Annotated in this window: 18 protein-coding genes; 8 read left to right on the forward strand and 10 right to left on the reverse strand. The window is 67.3% G+C overall.

Features of this window, described 5'->3' with window-relative positions:
• Nucleotides 1–10 precede the first annotated feature (10 nt).
• The 5 genes from alkB to ASD75_RS08510 form a co-directional block, all read right to left on the reverse strand.
• Entirely contained in the window at nt 11–664 is a 654-nt protein-coding gene (gene alkB, locus ASD75_RS08490) for a DNA oxidative demethylase AlkB (protein ID WP_056745153.1), read from the reverse strand.
• A gap of 55 nt (nt 665–719) precedes the next feature.
• A complete protein-coding gene (locus tag ASD75_RS08495) occupies nt 720–1,475 on the reverse strand; it encodes a 2OG-Fe(II) oxygenase (protein WP_156400977.1) in 756 nt (251 codons plus the stop codon).
• Nucleotides 1,472–2,605, reverse strand: coding sequence for a bifunctional DNA-binding transcriptional regulator/O6-methylguanine-DNA methyltransferase Ada (gene ada, locus ASD75_RS08500; protein WP_056745157.1), 1,134 nt, complete (start codon nt 2,603–2,605; stop codon nt 1,472–1,474). Before ada ends, ASD75_RS08495 begins: the two co-directional genes overlap by 4 nt.
• Nucleotides 2,606–2,832: 227 nt before the next feature.
• Nucleotides 2,833–5,643: a DEAD/DEAH box helicase gene (locus ASD75_RS08505; RefSeq protein WP_056744738.1), complete on the reverse strand. Its 2,811-nt coding sequence runs from the start codon at nt 5,641–5,643 to the stop codon at nt 2,833–2,835.
• 38 nt (nt 5,644–5,681) lie between these two features.
• Entirely contained in the window at nt 5,682–6,554 is an 873-nt protein-coding gene (locus ASD75_RS08510) for a helix-turn-helix transcriptional regulator (protein WP_233584251.1), read from the reverse strand.
• Nucleotides 6,555–6,716: 162 nt separating this feature from the next.
• On the opposite strand from ASD75_RS08510, the gene ASD75_RS08515 reads away from it, so the two are divergent.
• The 3 genes from ASD75_RS08515 (at nt 6,717) to ASD75_RS08525 (ending at nt 10,171) form a co-directional block, all read left to right on the forward strand.
• Complete coding sequence (locus ASD75_RS08515; RefSeq protein WP_056744740.1) at nt 6,717–7,193, forward strand: DUF3237 domain-containing protein; 477 nt, start codon at nt 6,717–6,719, stop codon at nt 7,191–7,193.
• Nucleotides 7,194–7,264: 71 nt separating this feature from the next.
• The gene (locus ASD75_RS08520; protein WP_199170814.1) at nt 7,265–8,302 is read left to right on the forward strand and encodes a tripartite tricarboxylate transporter substrate binding protein; all 1,038 of its coding nucleotides are present in this window, start codon (nt 7,265–7,267) and stop codon (nt 8,300–8,302) included.
• Nucleotides 8,303–8,491: 189 nt separating this feature from the next.
• The gene (locus ASD75_RS08525) at nt 8,492–10,171 is read left to right on the forward strand and encodes a DUF6351 family protein (protein WP_156400978.1); all 1,680 of its coding nucleotides are present in this window, start codon (nt 8,492–8,494) and stop codon (nt 10,169–10,171) included.
• A gap of 81 nt (nt 10,172–10,252) precedes the next feature.
• Here ASD75_RS08525 and ASD75_RS08530 read toward each other — a convergent pair whose 3' ends face one another.
• From ASD75_RS08530 to ASD75_RS08540, 3 genes are all read right to left on the reverse strand, one after another.
• Entirely contained in the window at nt 10,253–10,768 is a 516-nt protein-coding gene (locus ASD75_RS08530) for a hypothetical protein (protein ID WP_056065019.1), read from the reverse strand.
• Nucleotides 10,769–10,863: 95 nt separating this feature from the next.
• Entirely contained in the window at nt 10,864–11,115 is a 252-nt protein-coding gene (locus ASD75_RS08535) for a GlsB/YeaQ/YmgE family stress response membrane protein (RefSeq protein WP_056744742.1), read from the reverse strand.
• 83 nt (nt 11,116–11,198) lie between these two features.
• Nucleotides 11,199–11,906, reverse strand: coding sequence for an adenylate/guanylate cyclase domain-containing protein (locus ASD75_RS08540; protein WP_056744744.1), 708 nt, complete (start codon nt 11,904–11,906; stop codon nt 11,199–11,201).
• Between the two features lie 169 nt (nt 11,907–12,075).
• Between ASD75_RS08540 and ASD75_RS08545 the strand changes: the two genes are divergently transcribed.
• A complete protein-coding gene (locus ASD75_RS08545) occupies nt 12,076–12,516 on the forward strand; it encodes a hypothetical protein (RefSeq protein WP_235511581.1) in 441 nt (146 codons plus the stop codon).
• Between the two features lie 44 nt (nt 12,517–12,560).
• On the opposite strand, the gene ASD75_RS08550 is transcribed toward ASD75_RS08545, so the two are convergent.
• Nucleotides 12,561–13,148 carry a C40 family peptidase gene (locus ASD75_RS08550; protein WP_056062930.1) on the reverse strand — a complete coding sequence of 196 codons (588 nt, stop codon included), beginning with the start codon at nt 13,146–13,148 and terminating at the stop codon, nt 12,561–12,563.
• Nucleotides 13,149–13,343: 195 nt separating this feature from the next.
• On the opposite strand from ASD75_RS08550, the gene ASD75_RS08555 reads away from it, so the two are divergent.
• From ASD75_RS08555 to ASD75_RS08570, 4 genes are all read left to right on the forward strand, one after another.
• Nucleotides 13,344–14,516 (forward strand): PQQ-dependent sugar dehydrogenase, encoded by a 1,173-nt coding sequence (locus ASD75_RS08555; protein WP_056744746.1) that lies wholly within the window; start codon nt 13,344–13,346, stop codon nt 14,514–14,516.
• Between the two features lie 222 nt (nt 14,517–14,738).
• Nucleotides 14,739–16,268 carry a thymidine phosphorylase family protein gene (locus ASD75_RS08560; protein WP_082564975.1) on the forward strand — a complete coding sequence of 510 codons (1,530 nt, stop codon included), beginning with the start codon at nt 14,739–14,741 and terminating at the stop codon, nt 16,266–16,268.
• 2 nt (nt 16,269–16,270) lie between these two features.
• On the forward strand, nt 16,271–17,185 hold the full coding sequence (locus tag ASD75_RS08565; protein WP_056744748.1) for a ribose-phosphate diphosphokinase: 915 nt from the start codon (nt 16,271–16,273) through the stop codon (nt 17,183–17,185).
• 88 nt (nt 17,186–17,273) lie between these two features.
• On the forward strand, nt 17,274–17,876 hold the full coding sequence (locus tag ASD75_RS08570; protein ID WP_056744751.1) for an isochorismatase family protein: 603 nt from the start codon (nt 17,274–17,276) through the stop codon (nt 17,874–17,876).
• Between the two features lie 85 nt (nt 17,877–17,961).
• On the opposite strand, the gene chrA is transcribed toward ASD75_RS08570, so the two are convergent.
• Nucleotides 17,962–19,314, reverse strand: a complete 1,353-nt coding sequence (gene chrA / locus ASD75_RS08575; RefSeq protein WP_056744753.1) for a chromate efflux transporter — start codon at nt 19,312–19,314, stop codon at nt 17,962–17,964.
• Between the last annotated feature and the right edge of the window lie 42 nt (nt 19,315–19,356).

Below are 19,356 nucleotides of genomic sequence, written 5' to 3' on the forward strand. Positions count from 1 at the left end.
TCCGGCGACTTCAACCGGCCTTTCTGAAGGTGAGGTTGATGCGGTGTGCACCCGTCAGCAGGTGGTGTGCTTCGGGCAAGGGCAGCACCCCATGAAACCGCAAGCGCGCAGGCCCGCCCCAGACCACCACATCGCCGTGCAGCAGCGCAATACGGCGGGTCTTGTCCGCCCGCTGCGCACCACCCCACAGAAACATCGCCGAAACACCCAGCGACACCGACACGATGGGGTGGGCGTAGTTGCCTTCGTCGCGGTCCTGGTGCAGTGACAGGCGTGTGCCGGGGGCATAGCGGTTGATGAGGCAGGCGTCGGGCGCAAAGTGGGCAAAGCCTGCGGCCTGCGCTGCATCGAGCGCCAGCTGGCGAAACAGCGGCGGCATGGCGGGCCAGGGCTGGCCGGTCTGGGGGTCAGAGCGGTCATAGCGGTAACCGCTGCGGTCACTCACCCAGCCCAGCGCGCCGCAGTTGGTCATGGCCACCGACATGGTCAGGCCGCCGGGGGTGACGAGGTGCCTGAAGGGCGCCTGGGCGGTGATCTGCTGCACCGCAGCCAGCAAGTCCGCCGCCTGCGCCAGCGCAAAGCCGCGCAGCACCAGGGCGCCGGGCTCCAGCACCTCGGGTGCCCGGGCGGGCTGGGGTGGGTCGTCGAACAGGCTGGCAGTCATGGCATCTGTCATCTTTGGCGAGGGGCTGCCTGCAACGGCTTTGGCGGTGACAACCTCATTCAGCATCATGAAAGATGATGCCCAGCGTGTGCCGCTGCCCGCTGCGCAAGCGGCTCACGCCATGGCGCATCTGCACGCGGTAGGGCCCGCGCGTGCCCTGCACGGGGCGGTGGTGCACGGCAAACACCACGGCGTCGCCGCGCGAAAGCGGCACCACCTCGGCCCGCGACTGCATGCGCGGGCGTTGTTCGGTCAGCACGAACTCGCCGCCGGTGAAGTCTCGCCCCGGCTCCGACAGCAGGATGGCCACCTGCAGCGGAAACACATGCTCGCCGTACAGGTCCTGGTGCAGGCAGTTGTAGTCGCCAGCGGCGTACTGCAGCAGCAGCGGGGTGGGGCGCACCTGGCCGGCGGCGTGGCAACGGGCGATGAAGTCGGCATGCTGCGCGGGGTAGCGCACGTCGATGCCCATCGCGGCGTTCCACTGGTTGGCGATGGGGGCCAGATGCGGGTACAGCGCCTCGCGCAGACCTGCCACCAGGTCGGGCAACGGGTAGCAGAAGTACCGGTATTCACCCTGGCCAAAGCCGTGGCGCTGCATCACCACGCGGCTGCGAAAGGTGCCCTCTTGCGCGTGGCCGTACAACTGCGCCAGGGCGGCGCACTCGGCAGTATTCAGCAACTGCGGCAGCACGGCATTGCCTTGCTGGCACAGGACCTCGCTGGCGGTTTGCCAGTCGATGGTGGCCGCGCGTTGGTGCCACACGCTATCCGCCAGCGTGCCCGGGCTGGAAAGAGCCGCCACGCTCATGCCACCCGCTCCGCTGGCAGCGGGGCCGCTTCAGCATCGCACTCGCGCGCCAGCAGGGCGCGTTTGCGCTCCACGCCCCAGCGGTAGCCCGACAGCGTGCCATCGCTTTTCACCACCCGGTGGCAGGGAATGGCCACCGCCAGCGCATTGGCCGCACAGGCCTGCGCCACGGCCCGCACGGCAGTGGGCGCGCCGATGCGCTGGGCCACCTCGGCATAGCTGGCCGTCTGCCCGGCCGGGATGGCCTGCAGCACCCGCCACACCCGCTGCTGGAACGCGGTGCCGCGCACATCCAGCGGCAGGTTCAGCCCCAGGCCCGGGGCCTCAACAAACGCCACCACCTGCGCCACCAGGGCTTCAAACGCGGCGTCGCCGCCAATCAGTCGGGCCTGCGCAAACCGGTCCTGCAGCTCGCGCAGCAGCGCGTCGGGGTCGTCGCCCAGCAAGATCGCGCAGATGCCCCGGTCGCTCTGCGCCACCAGAATGGCGCCCAGCGAGCACTGGCCGATGGCAAAGCGGATGTCTTGCGATGCGCCCCGTGCGCGATATTGGCTGGGCCGCATGCCCAGCACCTGGGCCGACTGTTCGTAAAACCGGCTGCTGGACTGGTAGCCCGCGCCATAGATGGCGTCCGTCACCGAGTCCATGGTCGGGCTGTCGAGCGCACTGCGAAGCCGCTGCGCGCGCTGGGCCACCGCATAGGCCTTGGGGGTGAGGCCCGTGGCCTGCTTGAAGATGCGGTGCAGGTGCGAGGCACTCAGCCCCACGCGGGTTGCCAGTGCATCGAGGGTGGGGGCCTCACCGGGCCCGGCGCTTTCGATGATGCGGCAGGCTTCCGTCACCAGCGCCGCGTGGTGCGACAGCGCGGTGGCCTGGCGCGGCTTGCAGCGCTGGCAGGGGCGGAACCCGGCGCGCTCCGCATCGTCGCAACTGGCATGGAACAGCACGTTCTCTGGCCGGGGTGTGCGCGATGCGCAGCTGGGGCGGCAGTACACGCCCGTGGTCTGCACCGAGTACCAGAACGTTCCATCGGCCTCAGTGCTGCGCGCCACCACTGCCGCCCAGCGCGGGTCTGCCTGGGTGGCGGCTGCCTGCGCGGCTTTGGTGTTGGGACGGTGGCGGATGGGCATGGGGGTGCTGCGGGGAAGAAGGGCGGTCACATTCATCATGGTGCAGGGCTCACAAGGTGGGTTGCAATGCCATGCACTCTAGGGACGGAGGCCGTGGGGCGCACTCCGAAGCTTGCTTTTGAATTCTGCGCTTTTGCGCAATGCTCCCCGCACGGATGAGTTTGCTCACTTATTGATAGCTGCCAGCGCATGATTTACTGGCGCTACAAGGTAAAAACGCCCAAAACTCAGGTTTCAGGTGGCTGCAGCGGCCGGGGCCGCCGTTTGCCCGTGCCACCCCAGCGCAGCGCGTCTTCGCCGGGGATGCCCAGCGGGTTGTTGGCCGGTTCGGTCAAGGGGGCCAGCAGCGCGTGCAGGTCGGCCTCGCTGAACTTGACTGCGCCTTCGGCATCGTGCCCCAACACGCCCTGGGCCAGCGCGGCCTTGCGGGCCTGCAGCTCCAGCATGCGTTCTTCGATGCTGCCTTCCACCACCAGCTTGTAGACGAACACCGGCTGGTCCTGCCCGATGCGGTGGGCGCGCGCGGTGGCCTGTTCTTCCACGGCGGGGTTCCACCAGGGGTCCAGGTGGATCACGGTGTCGGCGGCCGTGAGGTTCAGGCCCAGGCCCCCGGCCTTGAGGCTGACCAGCAGGATGGGGGCGCTGGTTGCGTCCTGCGACTGGAACTGCCGCACCACCGCGCCACGCTGGCGGGGTGGCGTCTGGCCGGTGAGGGTGAGGTAGGGCAGGGCCAGGGTGCCGAGCAGCTCGGCTGCCAGGCCCAGCATTTCGGTGAACTGCGAGAACACCAGCACGCGGCGGCCTTCATCGACCAGGGCGGGTAGCAGGTCGGCCAGCAGTTCGAGCTTGGCGCGCTCCATGGCGTGGGCTGTCTTCGTCGTCCCCTTCACCAATCGCGGGTCGCAGCAAACCTGGCGCAGCTTGAGCAATGCATCCAGGATGGTGATCTGCGCGCCGTCAAAGCTCTGGCGCTCCAGCGCGCGGCGCACCTGTTTGTCGGCCGTGGTGCGCACCGCCTCGTACAGCTCGCGCTGTTTGCCTTGCAATTGCACGCGCAGGATGGTCTCGGTGCGCGGCGGCAGTTCGGTGGCCACGTCCTGCTTGCGGCGGCGCAGGATGAAGGGGCGCACACGCTGCGACAGCAGCTGGGCGCGCAGGGTTTCGCCGTTTTCCTCGATGGGCTTGCGCCAGCGGGCGTTGAAGCTGCGCACATCGCCCAGAAAGCCGGGCATCAAAAAGTCGAACTGCGCCCACAGCTCGCCCAGGTGGTTTTCCAGCGGCGTGCCAGTCAGGCACAGCAGGTGCGGCGCCTGCAGCTTGCGCAGGGCGCGGGCGCTGCGGCTGCCGGCGTTTTTCACCATCTGGGCCTCGTCCAGGATCAGCAAGTGAAAGGGCTCGGCGGTCAGCGCATCCACATCGCGCCAGAGCAGTGGGTAGGTGGTCAGCACCAGGTCGTGGTCAGCGATGTGCAGGTAACGTTTGCCACGGTCGGCGCCATGCAGGGCCAGCACGCGCAGGCTGGGCGCCATGCGCGCGGCCTCGGCCTGCCAGTTGAAGAGCAGCGAGGTGGGTAGCACGACCAGCGCCGGTCGCTTCAGCCGCCCGGCCTCTTTTTCGGTCAGCACATGGGCCAGCGCCTGTGCGGTTTTGCCCAGGCCCATGTCGTCGGCCAGGATGCCGCCCAGGCCCTGGGCGCGCAGGTACTGCAGCCAGGCCAGGCCTTCAAGCTGGTAGGGGCGCAGCTGCACCTGCAGGCCCTGCGGTGCGGCCACCGGCTGGGGCGCACCGATAGAGCGCAGGCGCTTGGCGAGCTGCGCCAGGCCCACGTCGCCCTGCAGCTGCCAGTCGTTGTTCCAGCCATTCACCGTGCCCACGCGGTGCACCTGCACGAGCCCGGCGCGCAGGGCTTCGATGCGGCGGGCCTCCCACGCTCCCAGGTGCAGCGGATCGCCATCCTTGCGCTGGTTACGGGTGGGGTCGGTCAGCAGGTCGACCATGGCGCCCACGATGGCCTTGAGCGGCCCGGCGGGCGCGTCGATGCGTTTGCCGCCGGGTGCGCGCAGCGAAATGATGGCGATGTCGTCGATGGCGGCCATCTGCTGCGCGTTGAGCCAACAGGCGTCGCGGCGCAACAGGTCGGCCAGCATGGGGGCCAGGTCCAGCGTTTCACCGTCGATCTCGATGCCCAGGCTGAGCAGCCAGGCGCCCTCGCGCTCGGGCAGCATGAGCTTTTGCACGGGGCGCTGGCGTGTGCCCAGCGGGCCATCGACTTCCTTGGCCAGCAGCTCGCCAGTGTCGGGGGCGATGACCAGCTTCCAGCGCGACACGGGCACGCTTTCGTGCGCAAAGCCGGGGTGTACCACCACGCTCCAGCCCTCGGTTCGCAACTCGGGAACCACGTCGGCCCAGAAGTCGCCAAAGTGCGCCTCCTGCGCCAGCGTCCACACAGGGCCCAGCGTGGTGGCGGCTGCCCGGTGGCGCCACTGCAGGCTTTTGGGGTCTACAGGGGTCAGGCCCAGGTCCCACACGCGGTCCATGGCGTCGGCTTCAGCCGCCAGGTTGCGCTGCATGCGCACCACCGGGCCACCGGTGTCGAACAGGTCTTGCACCGGGGCCGAGCGCGCGTTGAGGATGGAGGTGGGGGCCGGCGTCTGCCAGGTGGCGCCATCGTCGGTGCGGTAGGTCCAGTCAATCTGCACCAGCGTCACGCTGTCACCACGCGGGCCCAGCTTGCCCTGGGGCGCCATGCCCAGCAGACCATCGCCCCGACCCAGCGTCATGAGGGTGATGCGCGGGCGAAAGTGGCCGGGGACGACGCCATCGGGTGTGTTGGGCGCCGGGCTGTGGCCCGGCGGGTGGCTGCCGTCGCCCCGCAGCTGGGCCATGACCTGCGCGGCCTCGGCGTCGGTCAGCGGGGGCAGCTGCTGCAGGGCGGCACTGTCAGCCCGGTTGCGCAGGGCCTGGGCCCATTGCGCAACCACATGGGCACGGCCTGCGGGGGGCGTGGGTGGAACGGGTGACTGCGGCAGGCTGGGCATGGGCTGGCATTGTGCCCATGCGTGGCGTGCCCTTTCGTCTAAACGCTGCGTTGGGTGCCTAGCGCCAGTGCAAACAGCTCGTTGCGAAAGTGGATGCCCAGGCGGCTGAATGCGCGGTTGCGGTAGGTTTTGACAGTGGGAAGGCTCAGGCCCAGGTCGCAGGCAATGCCCTCCTGCGTCATGCCTTGCAGCAGGCGGGCGCACACGTCCAGCTCGCGCTCGGTCAGCCCTGCGTGGGCGCGCAGCAGGCGTTCGCGCAGCGCGGGCAGGCTGTGGGACAGCGCGGGGGCCGTGGCCTGTGACGGGGGCTGCAGTGCGGGTTGCAACACCCCGGGGCGCTGGGCCAGGGCGATGTGCTTGCGGGTCAGCGCCAGCAGCACCGGGGCCATGCCCTCAAAGTCGCTGATCTGCCGGTCCTGGAACGGCTTTTGGTGCTGGTGGCGGTAGAAGTTGACGGCAAAGACCGAGCCATCGCTCTCATGTTCGACCACCGACACCCGCTCGGCCACGCCATGGGCCTCGTATACGCGGGCGCGGTGTTCTGCGTCCACCTCGGGCGCCGTCAGGTGGCACAACTGGGTGGGCGCTTCGGCCGGTGCGGCTTCGTCCAGCGAGCGGCCCCAGGTGCGGTCGGTGCGGTAGGGGCCTGACAGGTACGCCCACCAGCAGTCCTGCGTGGTGTCGGGAATGCCGTAACTGGCCGACATGAACAAGGTGGGTTTGCAATGGCGCCCGGTGCGGTACACCGACCACGACGCTGCGGGCAGCACGGGTGCCAGCTCCTGCAGCATGCCGCAGGCGAACCCGTCGTCGCCCAGCTGGTGAACCATGGCGCCCAGGGCCGAGCCCGTGAGGTTGGGCGGGGGCGTGATGCCGCCGCCGGATGTGCTTGCAGGGAGCCAGTGCCTCATGGGTTGCGCGGGGTATGCCGGGTGGGCTTTGTCATTGCTGTCATCTTCAGGGATGACAGGGGTCAAGCGCCACGGGATTTACGCTAGGTGCAACCCCGCAAGCAGGCTGGGTGCACGCCGCCCCTGGCCGCTTGCCTGCCAGACACCCGAAAGATGGAGCCCATGACCGAACCCGTGCACTTTGTGGAACCCCGTTTGCGATTTTTTGCCGACCTGCGCGTGGAGGTGGGCGTGCCCCAGGAGGTGGGCCGCACCGTACACGGCCTGCGTCGGCTCATCCCCATCCTGGGCGGTAAGGCCCAGGGCGATGGCTGGCAGGCCCGGGTGATGCCCGGCGGGGCGGATTTTCAGCTCATCGTGAGCGACACCCTGGCCGAGCTGGACGCGCGCTACACGCTGGAGGCGGATGGTGGCGACTTGATCTATGTGCAAAACCGCGCCGTGCGGTCCGGGCCGCCCGAGCTGATGGCGCGCCTGGTGCGTGGCGAGGTGGTGGACCCGGCACAGATCTACTTTCGCTGCAGCCCCCAGTTCGAGACAGCGTCTCCCACACTGCGATGGATCGGGGAGCGCATGTTCACGGGCACCGGTGCGCGGTTTCCCGATGCAGTAGCCATGCGGTTCTGGGAGCTGATGTAGCCGCACAGCAGTCACGCATTTCACTTTTTTTGATGACCGATAGCACACAACAACACCCTGGAGACCTTGTCATGACCTCTTTTTCGACGCTCACCCGCACCCTGTCCCGCAGCTTCTCCCGTCGGCATGCCCTGCGCAGCGTCTGCCTGGCAGCCACGGTGGTGGCGGGCCTGGCCCCCGCCACTGGCGCCCTGGCGCAGACGGCGGGCTACCCCAACAAGCCGGTGCGCATCATCGTGGGCTTTCCCGCAGGCACCGGGCCGGACATCGTGGCGCGGCTACTGGCGCAGAAGCTGTCGGAAGGCTGGGGCAACCTGGGCGTGATCGTGGACAACAAGCCCGGCGCCGGGGGCCTGATCGCTGCGACCGAGGCCGCACGCGCCACCCCTGATGGCTACACGCTGATGCTGGGCGAAACCGGACAGCTCAGCATTGCGCCCAGCAGCTACAACAAGCTGCCCTACGACCCGCAAAAGGACTTCGCGCCCGTGAGCCAGGTGGTCACCGCCGACTTCGCGTTGCTCGTCAACCCACAAAAGGTGCCGTCGCGCAATGTGAAGGACTTTGTGGCCTGGACCCAGCAGCAAAAGGGCCTGTTCCTGGCCACCTTTGGCGCGGGTACCCCGGGGCACTTTGGCGCCTTCATGTTTGGCGAGGCCGTGAAGCTCAAGCCCGAACCGGTGCACTACAAGAACACCACCGACGCGCTGGGCGGCCTGTTCAGCGGTGATGTGCAGGGCGTGTTTGCCAGCGTGGGCCTGGCTGCGCCCAACGTGAAGGCTGGCAAGCTGGTAGCGCTGGGCACCACAGGCGGCACCCGGTCCAACGCACTGCCCGATGTGCCCACCATCAAGGAGCAGGGCTACCCCAGCCTGGAGTTCAACTCCTGGTTTGGCATCGTGGCCCCGGCCAAGACGCCTCCCGAGATCGTCGCCAAGCTGAGCGCCGACATCATCAAGGCCGTGCAGTCGCCTGAGGGCAAGGCCAAGATGGAAGAGGCTGGTTTCCGCGTGACGGGCACCAACCGCGAGGAGTTCGCCCGCATCATCGCGGCCGACACGGTGACCTGGGGCAAGGCCGTGGCCGCCACGGGCTTCAAGGCCGACTGAGTCGGCACTGCCCAGTGATTGCCGGGCGCTACGCATTCCGCTCGCAGGGCGGCGCCAGGCGATAGGGGCAACGCCGTCCGATTACCAAAAAATCCGCGCACCTTCCTCAGCGACGCCCTGACGGCCGTCGCCGGGCGTTGCTGCGCCAAAGGTTCAACCCCACAAGACCGATCAACCGAGGAGACCACCATGCCGTCCCTTTCGCTGGATACCCCCATCGCGCAACGCGTTGCGCTGCCCGCCGCCGTGCTGCTGCCGTTATTGCTCAGTGCCTGCGGCGGCGGCAACGCTGTGCTGGTGACCGAGAGCGCCAACCCGGCCGCCGCTTGCGCCGCATTGAGCACCAACGCGCAGCTCAGCAACACCAACTTGTCCACCAGCTATGTGCCGCCGGGCACGCGCCGCCCCGGCGGCGCTGCCACGGGCGACTTTTTGCCCGGGCACTGTGTGGTCACGGGTGCCATCAATCCGCGTGTGGGTGTGGATGGCAAGAACTATGCAATCGGTTTTCAGTTGAGCCTGCCCGACCGCTGGAACGGACGCTTTCTGTTCATCGGCGGGGGCGGCAACGACGGCATCCTGCGCGACACCTCGCTCAGCTCCAGCATTTCGGGCGGCACGCCATCGCCACTGGGGCAGGGCTTTGCGGTGGTGTCCACCGATGCGGGCCATACCGGCACCAGCGCCAGCTTTGGCGCCGACCCGCAGGCGCGCACCGACCATGCCTACAACTCTTACGACAAGACGGCTGTGGCCTCCAAGTCGCTCATCAGCACGCGCTACGGCCGCAAGCCCGACTACTCTTACTTCTCTGGCTGCTCCGGCGGCGGGCGCCAGGGCATGATGTTCTCGCAGCGGTTCCCGGACTACTTTGACGGCATCACCGCCGGAGCGCCCGCTATGCGCGTGTCCAGCGGTGCCACGGTGGCCGCCATGTGGAACACCATCCAGTTCAACGCCATTGCGCCCCAAGACGCCAGTGGCAACCGCATCCTGTCGCGCGCCTTCAGCAACACCGACCTGAAACTGGTGGCCACTGCGGTCAATGCCCGCTGCGACGCGGCCGATGGCGTGGTGGACGGCCTGGCCCAGAACGTCAACGCCTGCAAGGCGTTTGACCCCAGCGTGCTGCAATGCGCGGGCGGCAAGACCGACAGCTGCCTGTCGTCCGCCCAGGTGGGTGCGCTCAAGAGCGTGTTTGCCGGGCCCCGCAACTCCGTGGGCAAGGCGCTGTACACCGGCCAACCCTGGGACGCCGGGCTGGCGGCTCCCGGCTGGCGGTCCTGGACGCTGGGTAACTCGACCACGGCCACACCCGACGCACGCTACATCACGCTGATGGTGGATGCCCTGGTCAACGAGTTCTTCACACCGCCGGATCTCTCGTTCAACCCGCTGGCCTTCAACTTTGATACCGACCCCGCACGCATGGCCGCGTACTCTGCCGTCTACGACACCTATGCCGACGACAAACTGGCGGCCTACAAGCAGCGCGGCGGCAAGCTGCTGTTCATCCATGGCATGTCTGACCCGATCTTCTCGGCGTTTGACACGGTGGACTACTACGAACGTCTGGCCGCTAACAACGGCGGCATGGCGGCCACGCAGAACTTTGCGCGAACCTTCCTGGTGCCGGGCATGAACCACTGCTCGGGGGGGCCGGCCACCGACAACTTCGATTCGATCCAGACCATGGTGGACTGGGTGGAGAAGGGCATTGCACCGCAAAGCATTGCGGCCAAGGCGCTGCCCACAAACACCGACTTTCCCAACCGCACGCGTCCGCTGTGCCCCTACCCGCAGTTTGCCAAGTACAAGGGCTCGGGCAGTGTGGAAGACGCCAGCAGCTTTGTCTGCTCGGCCAGCTGACGCGCGGCCTGAGCGACGCTGCAATAAAGCGGAAAGGGCCCTCGGGCCCTTTTTTTGGGTCTGTACACCCGGGTCCTGGGGTCAGCGCTTGACCGTTGAGGACTCCACGGGCGGCGGCAACCGCAGCTGGGCTTGTTGCACCACGCGGATGCAGTCGCGCAAATGCTGCTCGCCCAGGTAGCGCAGGGTGGCGTAGCCAAGGGTGGCCGCGATGGCCTGTCCCGCCAGGGGCACGTACTTGGCTGCCTGCTTGGTGCTCAGGCGCAAACCCACCGTCTGGGTGGCACGGATGACCAGTTCGCGGGTGATGAGCTTGCCGATCAGCACCGAACCCACCAGGCCCACCGCCTTTTGCACTTGCTCCCGCTTTTTCGGGTCCAGCTGGTCGATCTGCTCGGCCGACAGGCCGAACTCGGTATTGATCTGTGGAATCAGGCGGGAAAGCAGGGCAGCATCGACCGCCCAGTCCAGCCCCGGCACCGGGACCACGCTGGCCGCTGCCGCCACCATGGCGCGGCGGTGCAGCAGCTTGCGGGCGCGGCGTACAACCGCAGCCAGTTCAGGGTCTCCAGCGGCCATTTGCAATGAGGTGGGCATGGGTGACAACGTGATGGAGGGTGATCGGACGAAAGTGCGTGATTCAAAGCGCAGATGGCGGGCAGCTCAGCGAGCGGGGCAAGATCCAGGACCTCTCAGGACTTGCCCTTGACCAGGCCGTACACCACCAGCAGAGCGACGGCGCCCAGCACTGATGCAATCCAGCCAGCGCTGTCGCCTTGCGCATACCAGCCCATGGCCATGCCCACGTAGTTGGCCAGAAACGAGCCGGCTACACCGAGCAGCGCCGTCATGATCCAGCCCAGCTTGTCGTCCCCGGGTTTGACGGCACGGGCAATCAAGCCCACCACCAAACCAATCAGCAACATCCCCAGAAGTGACAGCATGTTTTTCCCCTTGATAGTTGGTTCAGACGATAGAGTCACTTTACAGATGGGGCAGTCAAAGCGCTGTCGGACAATGTCCCCTGTCAGCGTCCCCCAGGCAAGGTGGTGCTGTGCCGTGTGGAGTCCCACGGATGCAGGGGGCGTTCAAAAAGGCAGTGCTCAAAGCGGTGCGCATGCAGGTCCATGCCCGATATCTGGTGGTCGGTGCGCGAGCACACGTAGCGCCCGTTCGGCAGGCTGGCCCAAGCCGCCTCGGTGAGCAGGATCTCGTTGGCTGTGGCAATGTCTTCGCCCAACTTGCAGGCGCAATTCATCTCGGGGCCAAACAGGTCCTCGCGTGCAATCACCAGGGTGGGCCCAAAGCCAATGCCTGCGCTCACGTTCAGCGCCCGCTCGGGCGGTAACACGGTGTTCATGGCGCCCAGGGCGCGCAGGGTGTCCAGCGCGGCCTCCAGGGCTTGCTCGGGCGTGGCGAACACCGCAAACAGGTTATCGGCCTCCTGCTTGATGACCTCACCGCCGTTGCCTTCGATGGCAGGGCGCGCTGCCTGCTCCATCTGGTGGATCATCGCCAGGAAGTGAATGATGCCGTGGCGCTGGGTGATGCGGGAGAAGCCGCACATGTCCAGCACCAGGATGGCGACACTGCGCACAAACGCCTGTTCAATGGCGGCGTCAATCGCCCCGGTGCCGGCGGTTGGGGTCTGGTTGCGCTCTGACAGCAGGCGCCGGAGATAGCCCTTGTCGTGTGCAGTCGCAGCATCGGGGGGCAGCGCGGGGGTGTGGTGCATGGCAACGCCCTGTGGGTGGTGTCCGACATGGTAGCGCGGCCGGTGCTGGCGCCGCGCAGGTTGTGCCCGGGGCTACAGTGAGGTTCGCAAAGGGTGGTGGGGTGCTTGTCGTACCCACAACTGCCGCAGACTTCTCTCAAGACAGAAAGGTGTACCCACCATGTTCACTATGTCATCCACCCCATTCATTTCGTACTCCGTTGCACCGGCCGGGGCCCAGCGCTCGTCATGGAGCCGGTTGGTGGCTCGCCCGGCCGCCGTATTGGTAGCCGCCATGGCCTTGGGCGGTGTGCTGTCGTTTCCCACTGCCGCCCAGGCGCAAAGCGACGAGGCATCCCTGGCGCGCGGTGCCGTGCCTGACACCACGCCGCAGCAGCGCTACCAGTCGGCCATTCGTGAAGCGGGGGGCGGGCTCAAGGTGAGCCTGGAAGAGTGCAGGTCCATGCCGACGGCGGAGCGCAAGCGGTGTGAGTCCGAGGCCCGGGCGCGATATCAGTCGGACATGGCAGCAGCCAAGGCACTGCTGCGGGGCGATCCGTCTGCAGGGCCGGTCAATGTGACTGGCGGCCCGATCCGCAGCACCGAGACGGTGTACGTGGTCAAGCCCTGATCACCACGGCCCGCCAATGGGGGAAGCCGGGAGCGTTTTACGATTTATTTCTGCGCCTGGGGCGCCTGGGCGCTCTCGACACCTTCGCCCGGCGTCACACGGCGCGCGCCGTTGAAGCGGCGTGCCCAGTAGGCGACGCCCATGTCTTCCACCCGGATCTCCGAGCCGCTGCGGGGCGAGTGGATGAACTTGCCGTCCCCCACATAAATGCCCACATGGCTGAAGTTGCGGCGCATGGTGTTGAAGAACACCAGGTCGCCGGGTTGCAGCTCTTTCTTGTCGATGACCTGGGTGGCGGCTGCCTGCTGATCAGCACGGCGGGGCAGCAAAAGCCCCACCGTCTGCTCATAGATAGCGCGCACAAAGCCGCTGCAGTCAAAGCCGGTCTCGGCACTGTTGCCGCCACGCTTGTAGGGCACGCCCAAAAAACCCATGGCGTTGACCACCAGGTCACCCGCGCGGCCTGCTACGGTCTGGGCCTTGTCAGCCACCTTGTGGCTCACGTCTTCGAGTCGGGTAAACAGCCCTTTGTCCGCGAGCAAGCGGTCCATATCGTCAGAATTGGTGCCCTGGGGCGCCGCATGCGCAGCGGTGGCGCAGGCAAGGATGAGGATGCAAAACCATCTGGACATGGGGGCGAAGGGTAACACGGTATGGTTATTTATCAAAAATAAGCATTTTTGCAAGCTGTTGATTTGATTCAGATAAATCGATGGGCGCAGTGTTTTCACAGGCAAAAGCCGCTTGCAAGATGCGCGCCAGACTGGCTTGCCTCCGCCCCGGGTGCGGTCGGTGGCAAGGCTACGGGCCAAAAGGAGCTTGAGAGCATGGGTTGGACTCTAAATCGGCAGGTAGTGCTAGTGAACAAAGCACGGGTAGCTATATGTTTGATAGCGGCCGGTGCGCACGCAGGCAGCCAGGCGCAAGGCGTCCCCGTGCCGCCGCCGGCGGTGTCGCTGGTGCCGGTGGCCACCGGCCTGGTCCACCCCTGGGCGGTGGCCTTTTTGCCGGGCGGTCAGTTCTTGGTGACCGAGCGGCCGGGGCGTCTGCGCGTGGTCAGCGCGGCCGGAAAGGTGGGGCCTGCGCTGGCGGGAGTGCCGCAAGTGGCGGCAGGCGGGCAGGGCGGCCTGCTGGACGTGGTGACCGACAACGACTTTGCCCGCAACCGCCGCATCTACTTCTGTTTTGCCGAGCCCGCAGCGGGCGGCGCGGCAGGCAACAGCACGGCGGTGGCGCGCGCCACCTTGTCGGCCGACGCCAGCAGCCTGCAGGAGGTGCGCGTCATCTTCAGCCAGCGGCCCAAGGTGGAGAGCGCGCTGCACTTTGGCTGCCGCATTGCCCAGGCCAGCGACGGCAACCTGTTTGTGGCGCTGGGCGAGCGCTATCACCGCAAGGACGACGCCCAAAAGCTCGACAACCACCACGGCAAGGTCATCCGCATCACGCCCGACGGAGCAGCGCCGCCCGACAACCCGTACGTAAAGCAGCCCGGCGCCTTGCCCGAGATCTGGAGCTACGGCCACCGCAACCCCCAGGGCGCCACGATGGCCCCCGACGGCAAGCTGTGGATGCACGAACATGGCCCGCAGGGCGGTGACGAAATCAATCTGCCCCAGCCCGGGCGCAACTACGGCTGGCCCGTCATCACCTACGGCGAGAACTACGGCGGCGGAAAGATGGGCGAGGGCACGGCCCGCTCCGGCATGGAACAGCCACTGCACCACTGGACACCGTCCATCGCCCCCTCGGGCATGGCGTTTCTGACCAGCACGCGCTACGGCGCGGCGTGGCAGGGCAGTTTGTTCGTCGGGTCGCTCAAGTTCGGCACCCTGCACCGGCTGGAAGTGTCTGGCGGCAAGGTGCAAAAGGAGGAGCGGCTGTTGCAAGGCAATGGCGAGCGCATCCGCGACGTACGCCAGGGGCCAGACGGCTTGTTGTACCTGCTGACCGACAGCCCGCAGGGACGGTTGCTGCGCTTGCAGCCCGCTGCGGCCCCATGACCGGTTTTGCTTGATGCAGGTCAAGCAAGCCCGGAGATGGGTGACCGAACCGGCGGACCCGGGGTGATCCCGCAGGCTGGGCGCGTATTTTCGGTATAGGCTGGTGCGATGCATGCTGAGCCCACCACCTCTTCCCCTGCCGCGCCCTCCGCTCCTCCTGCGGCCTCGGTCAATCCGGGCACCGCGCCCGACGATCTGGCGAGCACGCCCGCCCGGTCCCAGCTGGCCCTGCGCCGTGTGGCGATCGACACCTGGCGAGAAAACGTCGCCTACCTGCACCGCGACTGCGCCGTGTACCGGGCCGAGGGCTTCCAGGCGCTGTCCAAGATCGAGGTGCGCGCCAACGGCCGCCGCATCCTGGCCACGGTGAACGTGGTGGACGACCCTGCCATCGTGGGCTGCCACGAGCTGGGCCTGTCGGAAGACGCGTTTGCCCAGCTGAGCGTGGACAACGGCCACACCGTGTCGGTGGCACAGGCCGAGCCGCCCGAGTCCATGGGCGCGCTGTTCCGCAAGATCGCCAGCGAGCGCCTCACGCGGGAGGACTTTGGCGCCATCGTGCGTGACATTGCCGACCACCGGTATTCCAAGATCGAACTCACCGCCTTTGTGGTGGCTTGCCACCGCAACGAGCTGGACCGGGAGGAGGTGTTCTTCCTCACCGATGCCATGGTGGCCAGCGGCCGGCGGCTGGACTGGCACGAACCGCTGGTGGTGGACAAGCACTGCATCGGCGGTATTCCGGGCAACCGCACCACCATGCTGGTTGTGCCCATCGTCGCGGCGCACGGCATGTTGTGCCCCAAGACGTCTTCGCGCGCCATCACATCCCCTGCCGGCACGGCCGACACCATGGAGGTGCTGGCCAAGGTAGAGCTGCCGCTGGAGCAACTGGCCGACATCGTGCGCGACTACCGGGGCTGCCTGGCCTGGGGCGGCACGGCCAATCTGTCGCCCGCCGACGATGTGCTGATCTCGGTGGAGCGGCCGCTGTCCATCGACTCTGCCGGGCAGATGGTGGCGTCCATCCTGTCCAAAAAGGTGGCGGCCGGTGCCACGCACCTGGTGCTCGACATTCCCATCGGCCCCACGGCCAAGGTGCGGTCCATGCCCGACGCGCAGCGCCTGCGCCGCCTGTTTGAATATGTGGCGCGGCGCATGGGCCTGTCGCTGGACGTGGTCATCACCGATGGCCGCCAGCCCGTGGGCAACGGCGTGGGCCCGGTGCTGGAGGCGCGCGATGTGATGCGCGTGCTGCAGAACGACCCGCGCGCGCCTGACGACCTGCGGCAGAAGGCGCTGCGCCTGGCCGGACGCCTGATCGAGTGCGACCCTGATGTGCGCGGCGGCGACGGCTACGCGATTGCGCGCGACATCCTTGACTCCGGCCGGGCGCTGGCGCGCATGAACGCGATCATCGCCGCTCAGGGCAGCACGGGGTTTGACCATAACCACCCGGCACTGGGTGTGCTGACGCTGGACGTGGTGGCGCCCGCCAGCGGCGTGGTGGCGGGCATCGACAACTACCAGATCGCCCGCGTGGCCCGACTGGCAGGGGCCCCCAAGGTGCCCGGCGCCGGGGTGGACCTGATGCACAAGCTGGGCGACACCGTGGCGGCGGGCGACCTGCTGTACCGCGTGCACGCCAGCTACCCGGCGGACCTCGAGTTTGCGCGCCACGCGTGCGAACGCGACAGCGGCTACCGGCTGGGCACGGCCGACGAGGTGCCGCGCGTGTTTGTGGAGTTCTGACCATGACACCGCCCGAAGCCGCCTGTTTGCTGTATTTCGACGACGAAGCCGCGCCTGCGCTGCGCCTGGCGCAGGCCGCCGGTTTGCCTGCCCAGGCCATCGAACGCCACCGTTTTCCCGATGGCGAACTCAAGCTGCGCCTGCCGGTGAACGAGACCACTGGCCGCCTCCCACGCCACGCCCTGTTGCTGCGCAGCCTGCACCAGCCCAATGAAAAGCTGGTGGAGCTGCTGCTGGCCGCACGCACGGCCCGCAGCCTGGGTGTGCAGCACCTCACGCTGGTGGCGCCGTACCTGGCCTATATGCGGCAGGACATCGCCTTCCACCCCGGCGAGGCCGTGAGCCAGCAGGTGGTGGGTGGGTTTTTGGCCGGGCTGTTCGATGCCGTCATCACCGTGGACCCGCACCTGCACCGCATCGAACGGCTGGAGCAGGCCATCCCCGTGCCGCAGGCCGTGGTGCTCAGCGGTGCCGAGCCGCTGGCCGATCTGATTGCTGAACGCCGCCCCAATGCTTTGTTGGTGGGGCCCGATGGCGAATCCGCCCAGTGGATCGCCCAGGCCGCCGCGCGCCACGGCTTTGACCATGCCGTGTGCACCAAGGTGCGCCATGGCGACCGCCACGTGGCCATCGAACTGCCCGCGCTCAACGCCCAGGGGAGGGCGGTGGTGCTGCTGGACGACATGGCCAGCACCGGCCGCACGCTGGCGCTGGCCGCGCGGCTGCTGCTGCAGGCGGGTGCCGCCTCGGTGGATGTGGCGGTGACGCATGCGCTGTTTGCGGGCGATGCGCTGCAGGTGCTGCATGAAGCCGGGGTGGGGGAGGTGTGGAGCACGGACTGCATCCCGCACCCGAGCAACGCCGTGGCCATGGCCGGGCCGCTGGCCACGGCGCTGCAGTCCGTCCTTCGCACCTGAAAACCCCGGGCTCGGGCTGCGACAATGTGCCATTGCCTTCCTCGCTGCGCCCGCACAGCGATTCAACGAACACAGAAACGGTCCCACCATGCTGCTTGACGCCACCGAATCCCAACTCGTCCTGGTCGACTACCAGGAGCGCCTGATGCCCGCCATCCACGAAGGCCCCGCCGTGCTGGCCAACGCCCGCCGCCTGGCCGAGATCGCCCGCATGCTGGATGTGCCCGTGTGGGGCACCGAACAAAACCCCTCGCGACTGGGCGCCAACGACGCCGCGCTGCGCGCCCTGTGCCAGAAAACCCTGGCCAAGATGCACTTCAGCGCCGCCGAAGAAGGCCTGGGCGAATGGCTGCGCCCTCCCGCCAAGCCCCAGGGCGGCAACGCGCGCAGCCTGCCCAAGCACCTGCAAAAGCCTGCCCCGCTGGCCTCAGAGCGCGGCACAATCGTCATTGCCGGGTGCGAAGCCCATGTCTGCCTGCTGCAGACCGCGCTGGACCTGATCGACGACGAGTTTGAAGTGTGGGTGGTGACCGACGCCTGCGGCTCGCGCACCGAACGCAACCGCGACGCCGCCTTCGACCGCCTGGCCGGCGCAGGCGCCGAGCTGGTGACCACCGAGATGGTGGCGTTTGAATGGCTGGGCAGCTGCGAGCACCCGGCGTTCAAGGATGTGCTCGGGCTGATCAAATAGCGCTTTTCAAGCCAAATTGGCTGCTAGCGCATGATTTTCATGCGCTGGCAGCTATCAAAATAATAGTGACTGATGCAGCTTCCGGTCAGGCGAAGTAGGGCGTTGCCAGCTTGACTGCCAGGCCCACCAGGGCACAGCCGCCCAGCAGCGGCATAACGCCCAGCTTGAAGCGGAACAGTGCCACCAGCGCACCCACGGCGACTACCGCCGACACGGCATCGAAGTGGCCGCCAAATCCTTGTGGCCACAGCAGGTGGTAGGCAAAAAACAGCGCCAAGTTCAGGATCACGCCCACCACAGCAGCCGTGATGGCTGACAGTGGAGCGGTAAATCCCAGCTTGCCGTGCGTGGCCTCCACCAGCGGGCCGCCCGCCAGGATGAAGATGAACGAGGGCAAAAAGGTCACAAAGGTCACGACCGTGGCCGCAGCCACGGCGCCTGCAAAGAGGGCGTCCGGCCCCCACACCTGCTGCAGCCAGCCGCCCACAAAACCCACAAACGCCACCACCATGATCAGTGGGCCGGGCGTGGTCTCGCCCAGGGCCAGGCCGTCAATCATCTGCGGGGCGCTGAGCCACTGGTAGTGTTCTACCGCGCCCTGGTACACATAAGGCAACACAGCATAGGCGCCGCCAAAGGTGAGCATGGCCGCCTTGGTGAAGAACCAGCCCATCTGCGTGAGCGTGCCGTGCCAGCCCTGCGTGGCCACCAGCAGGCCCATGGCCGCCAGCCACAGCACCAGCCCTGCCACCAACACCTTGACCAGGTGGACGCGAGAAAAGCGCGCATGGGCAGGCGTTGGCGTGTCGTCATCGATCAGCGCAGGGCCATAGCCCTTGTGGGCATTGGCATGGCCGCCCCCCAATGCAAACACGGCGGGCCAGCGCTGCGCGCCAAAGTAGCCGATGAGCCCGGCCGCCAGCACGATGGCGGGGAAGGGCGTGTCGAACGCGAAGATCGCCACAAACGATGCGGCAGCGATGCCCCACATCCAGCCGTTCTTGAGCGCGCGGGTGCCGATGCGGTGCGCGGCATGCAGCACCAGTGCCGTCACTGCGGGCTTGATGCCGTAGAAGATGCCTGCCACCACGGGCACATCGCCAAAACGCAGATACACCCACGACAGCCCGATCAGGATGAACAGCGAGGGCAGCACAAACAGCGCCCCCGCCACGATGCCGCCCCAGGTGCGGTGCATGAGCCAGCCGATGTAGGTGGCCAGCTGCTGCGCCTCGGGGCCAGGCAGCAGCATGCAGTAGTTGAGGGCGTGCAAGAAGCGGTTTTCGCTGATCCAGCGGCGCCGTTCCACCAGCTCGGCGTGCATGATGGCGATCTGGCCTGCAGGCCCGCCGAAACTGATGAACCCGAGCTTCAGCCAGAACAGAAAGGCGTCGCGGAACGGGACGGACGTGGGGGCAGGGGACGGTGCTGGGTGCATGGTCCGGGAGTGTGACAGGCCGGTATGACGTTTGCCGACATA

Origin of the sequence: Acidovorax sp. Root568 (assembly GCF_001427445.1) — a bacterium.
GTDB lineage: Bacteria > Pseudomonadota > Gammaproteobacteria > Burkholderiales > Burkholderiaceae_C > Acidovorax > Acidovorax delafieldii.

Bases quoted from the DNA above. Each gene is read 5' to 3' on its own strand.
- chrA (WP_056744753.1), bottom strand. From the start codon at position 19,314: ATGCACCCAGCACCGTCCCCTGCCCCCACGTCCGTCCCGTTCCGCGAC.
- ASD75_RS08520 (WP_199170814.1), top strand. From the start codon at position 7,265: ATGACCTCTTTTTCGACGCTCACCCGCACCCTGTCCCGCAGCTTCTCC.
- ASD75_RS08535 (WP_056744742.1), bottom strand. From the start codon at position 11,115: ATGCTGTCACTTCTGGGGATGTTGCTGATTGGTTTGGTGGTGGGCTTG.
- ASD75_RS08495 (WP_156400977.1), bottom strand. From the start codon at position 1,475: ATGAGCGTGGCGGCTCTTTCCAGCCCGGGCACGCTGGCGGATAGCGTG.
- ada (WP_056745157.1), bottom strand. From the start codon at position 2,605: ATGCCCATCCGCCACCGTCCCAACACCAAAGCCGCGCAGGCAGCCGCC.
- ASD75_RS08525 (WP_156400978.1), top strand. From the start codon at position 8,492: ATGCCGTCCCTTTCGCTGGATACCCCCATCGCGCAACGCGTTGCGCTG.
- ASD75_RS08510 (WP_233584251.1), bottom strand. From the start codon at position 6,554: ATGAGGCACTGGCTCCCTGCAAGCACATCCGGCGGCGGCATCACGCCC.
- ASD75_RS08550 (WP_056062930.1), bottom strand. From the start codon at position 13,148: ATGTCCAGATGGTTTTGCATCCTCATCCTTGCCTGCGCCACCGCTGCG.
- ASD75_RS08565 (WP_056744748.1), top strand. From the start codon at position 16,271: ATGACACCGCCCGAAGCCGCCTGTTTGCTGTATTTCGACGACGAAGCC.
- ASD75_RS08555 (WP_056744746.1), top strand. From the start codon at position 13,344: ATGGGTTGGACTCTAAATCGGCAGGTAGTGCTAGTGAACAAAGCACGG.
- ASD75_RS08515 (WP_056744740.1), top strand. From the start codon at position 6,717: ATGACCGAACCCGTGCACTTTGTGGAACCCCGTTTGCGATTTTTTGCC.
- alkB (WP_056745153.1), bottom strand. From the start codon at position 664: ATGACTGCCAGCCTGTTCGACGACCCACCCCAGCCCGCCCGGGCACCC.
- ASD75_RS08505 (WP_056744738.1), bottom strand. From the start codon at position 5,643: ATGCCCAGCCTGCCGCAGTCACCCGTTCCACCCACGCCCCCCGCAGGC.
- ASD75_RS08570 (WP_056744751.1), top strand. From the start codon at position 17,274: ATGCTGCTTGACGCCACCGAATCCCAACTCGTCCTGGTCGACTACCAG.
- ASD75_RS08545 (WP_235511581.1), top strand. From the start codon at position 12,076: ATGTCATCCACCCCATTCATTTCGTACTCCGTTGCACCGGCCGGGGCC.
- ASD75_RS08530 (WP_056065019.1), bottom strand. From the start codon at position 10,768: ATGCCCACCTCATTGCAAATGGCCGCTGGAGACCCTGAACTGGCTGCG.
- ASD75_RS08540 (WP_056744744.1), bottom strand. From the start codon at position 11,906: ATGCACCACACCCCCGCGCTGCCCCCCGATGCTGCGACTGCACACGAC.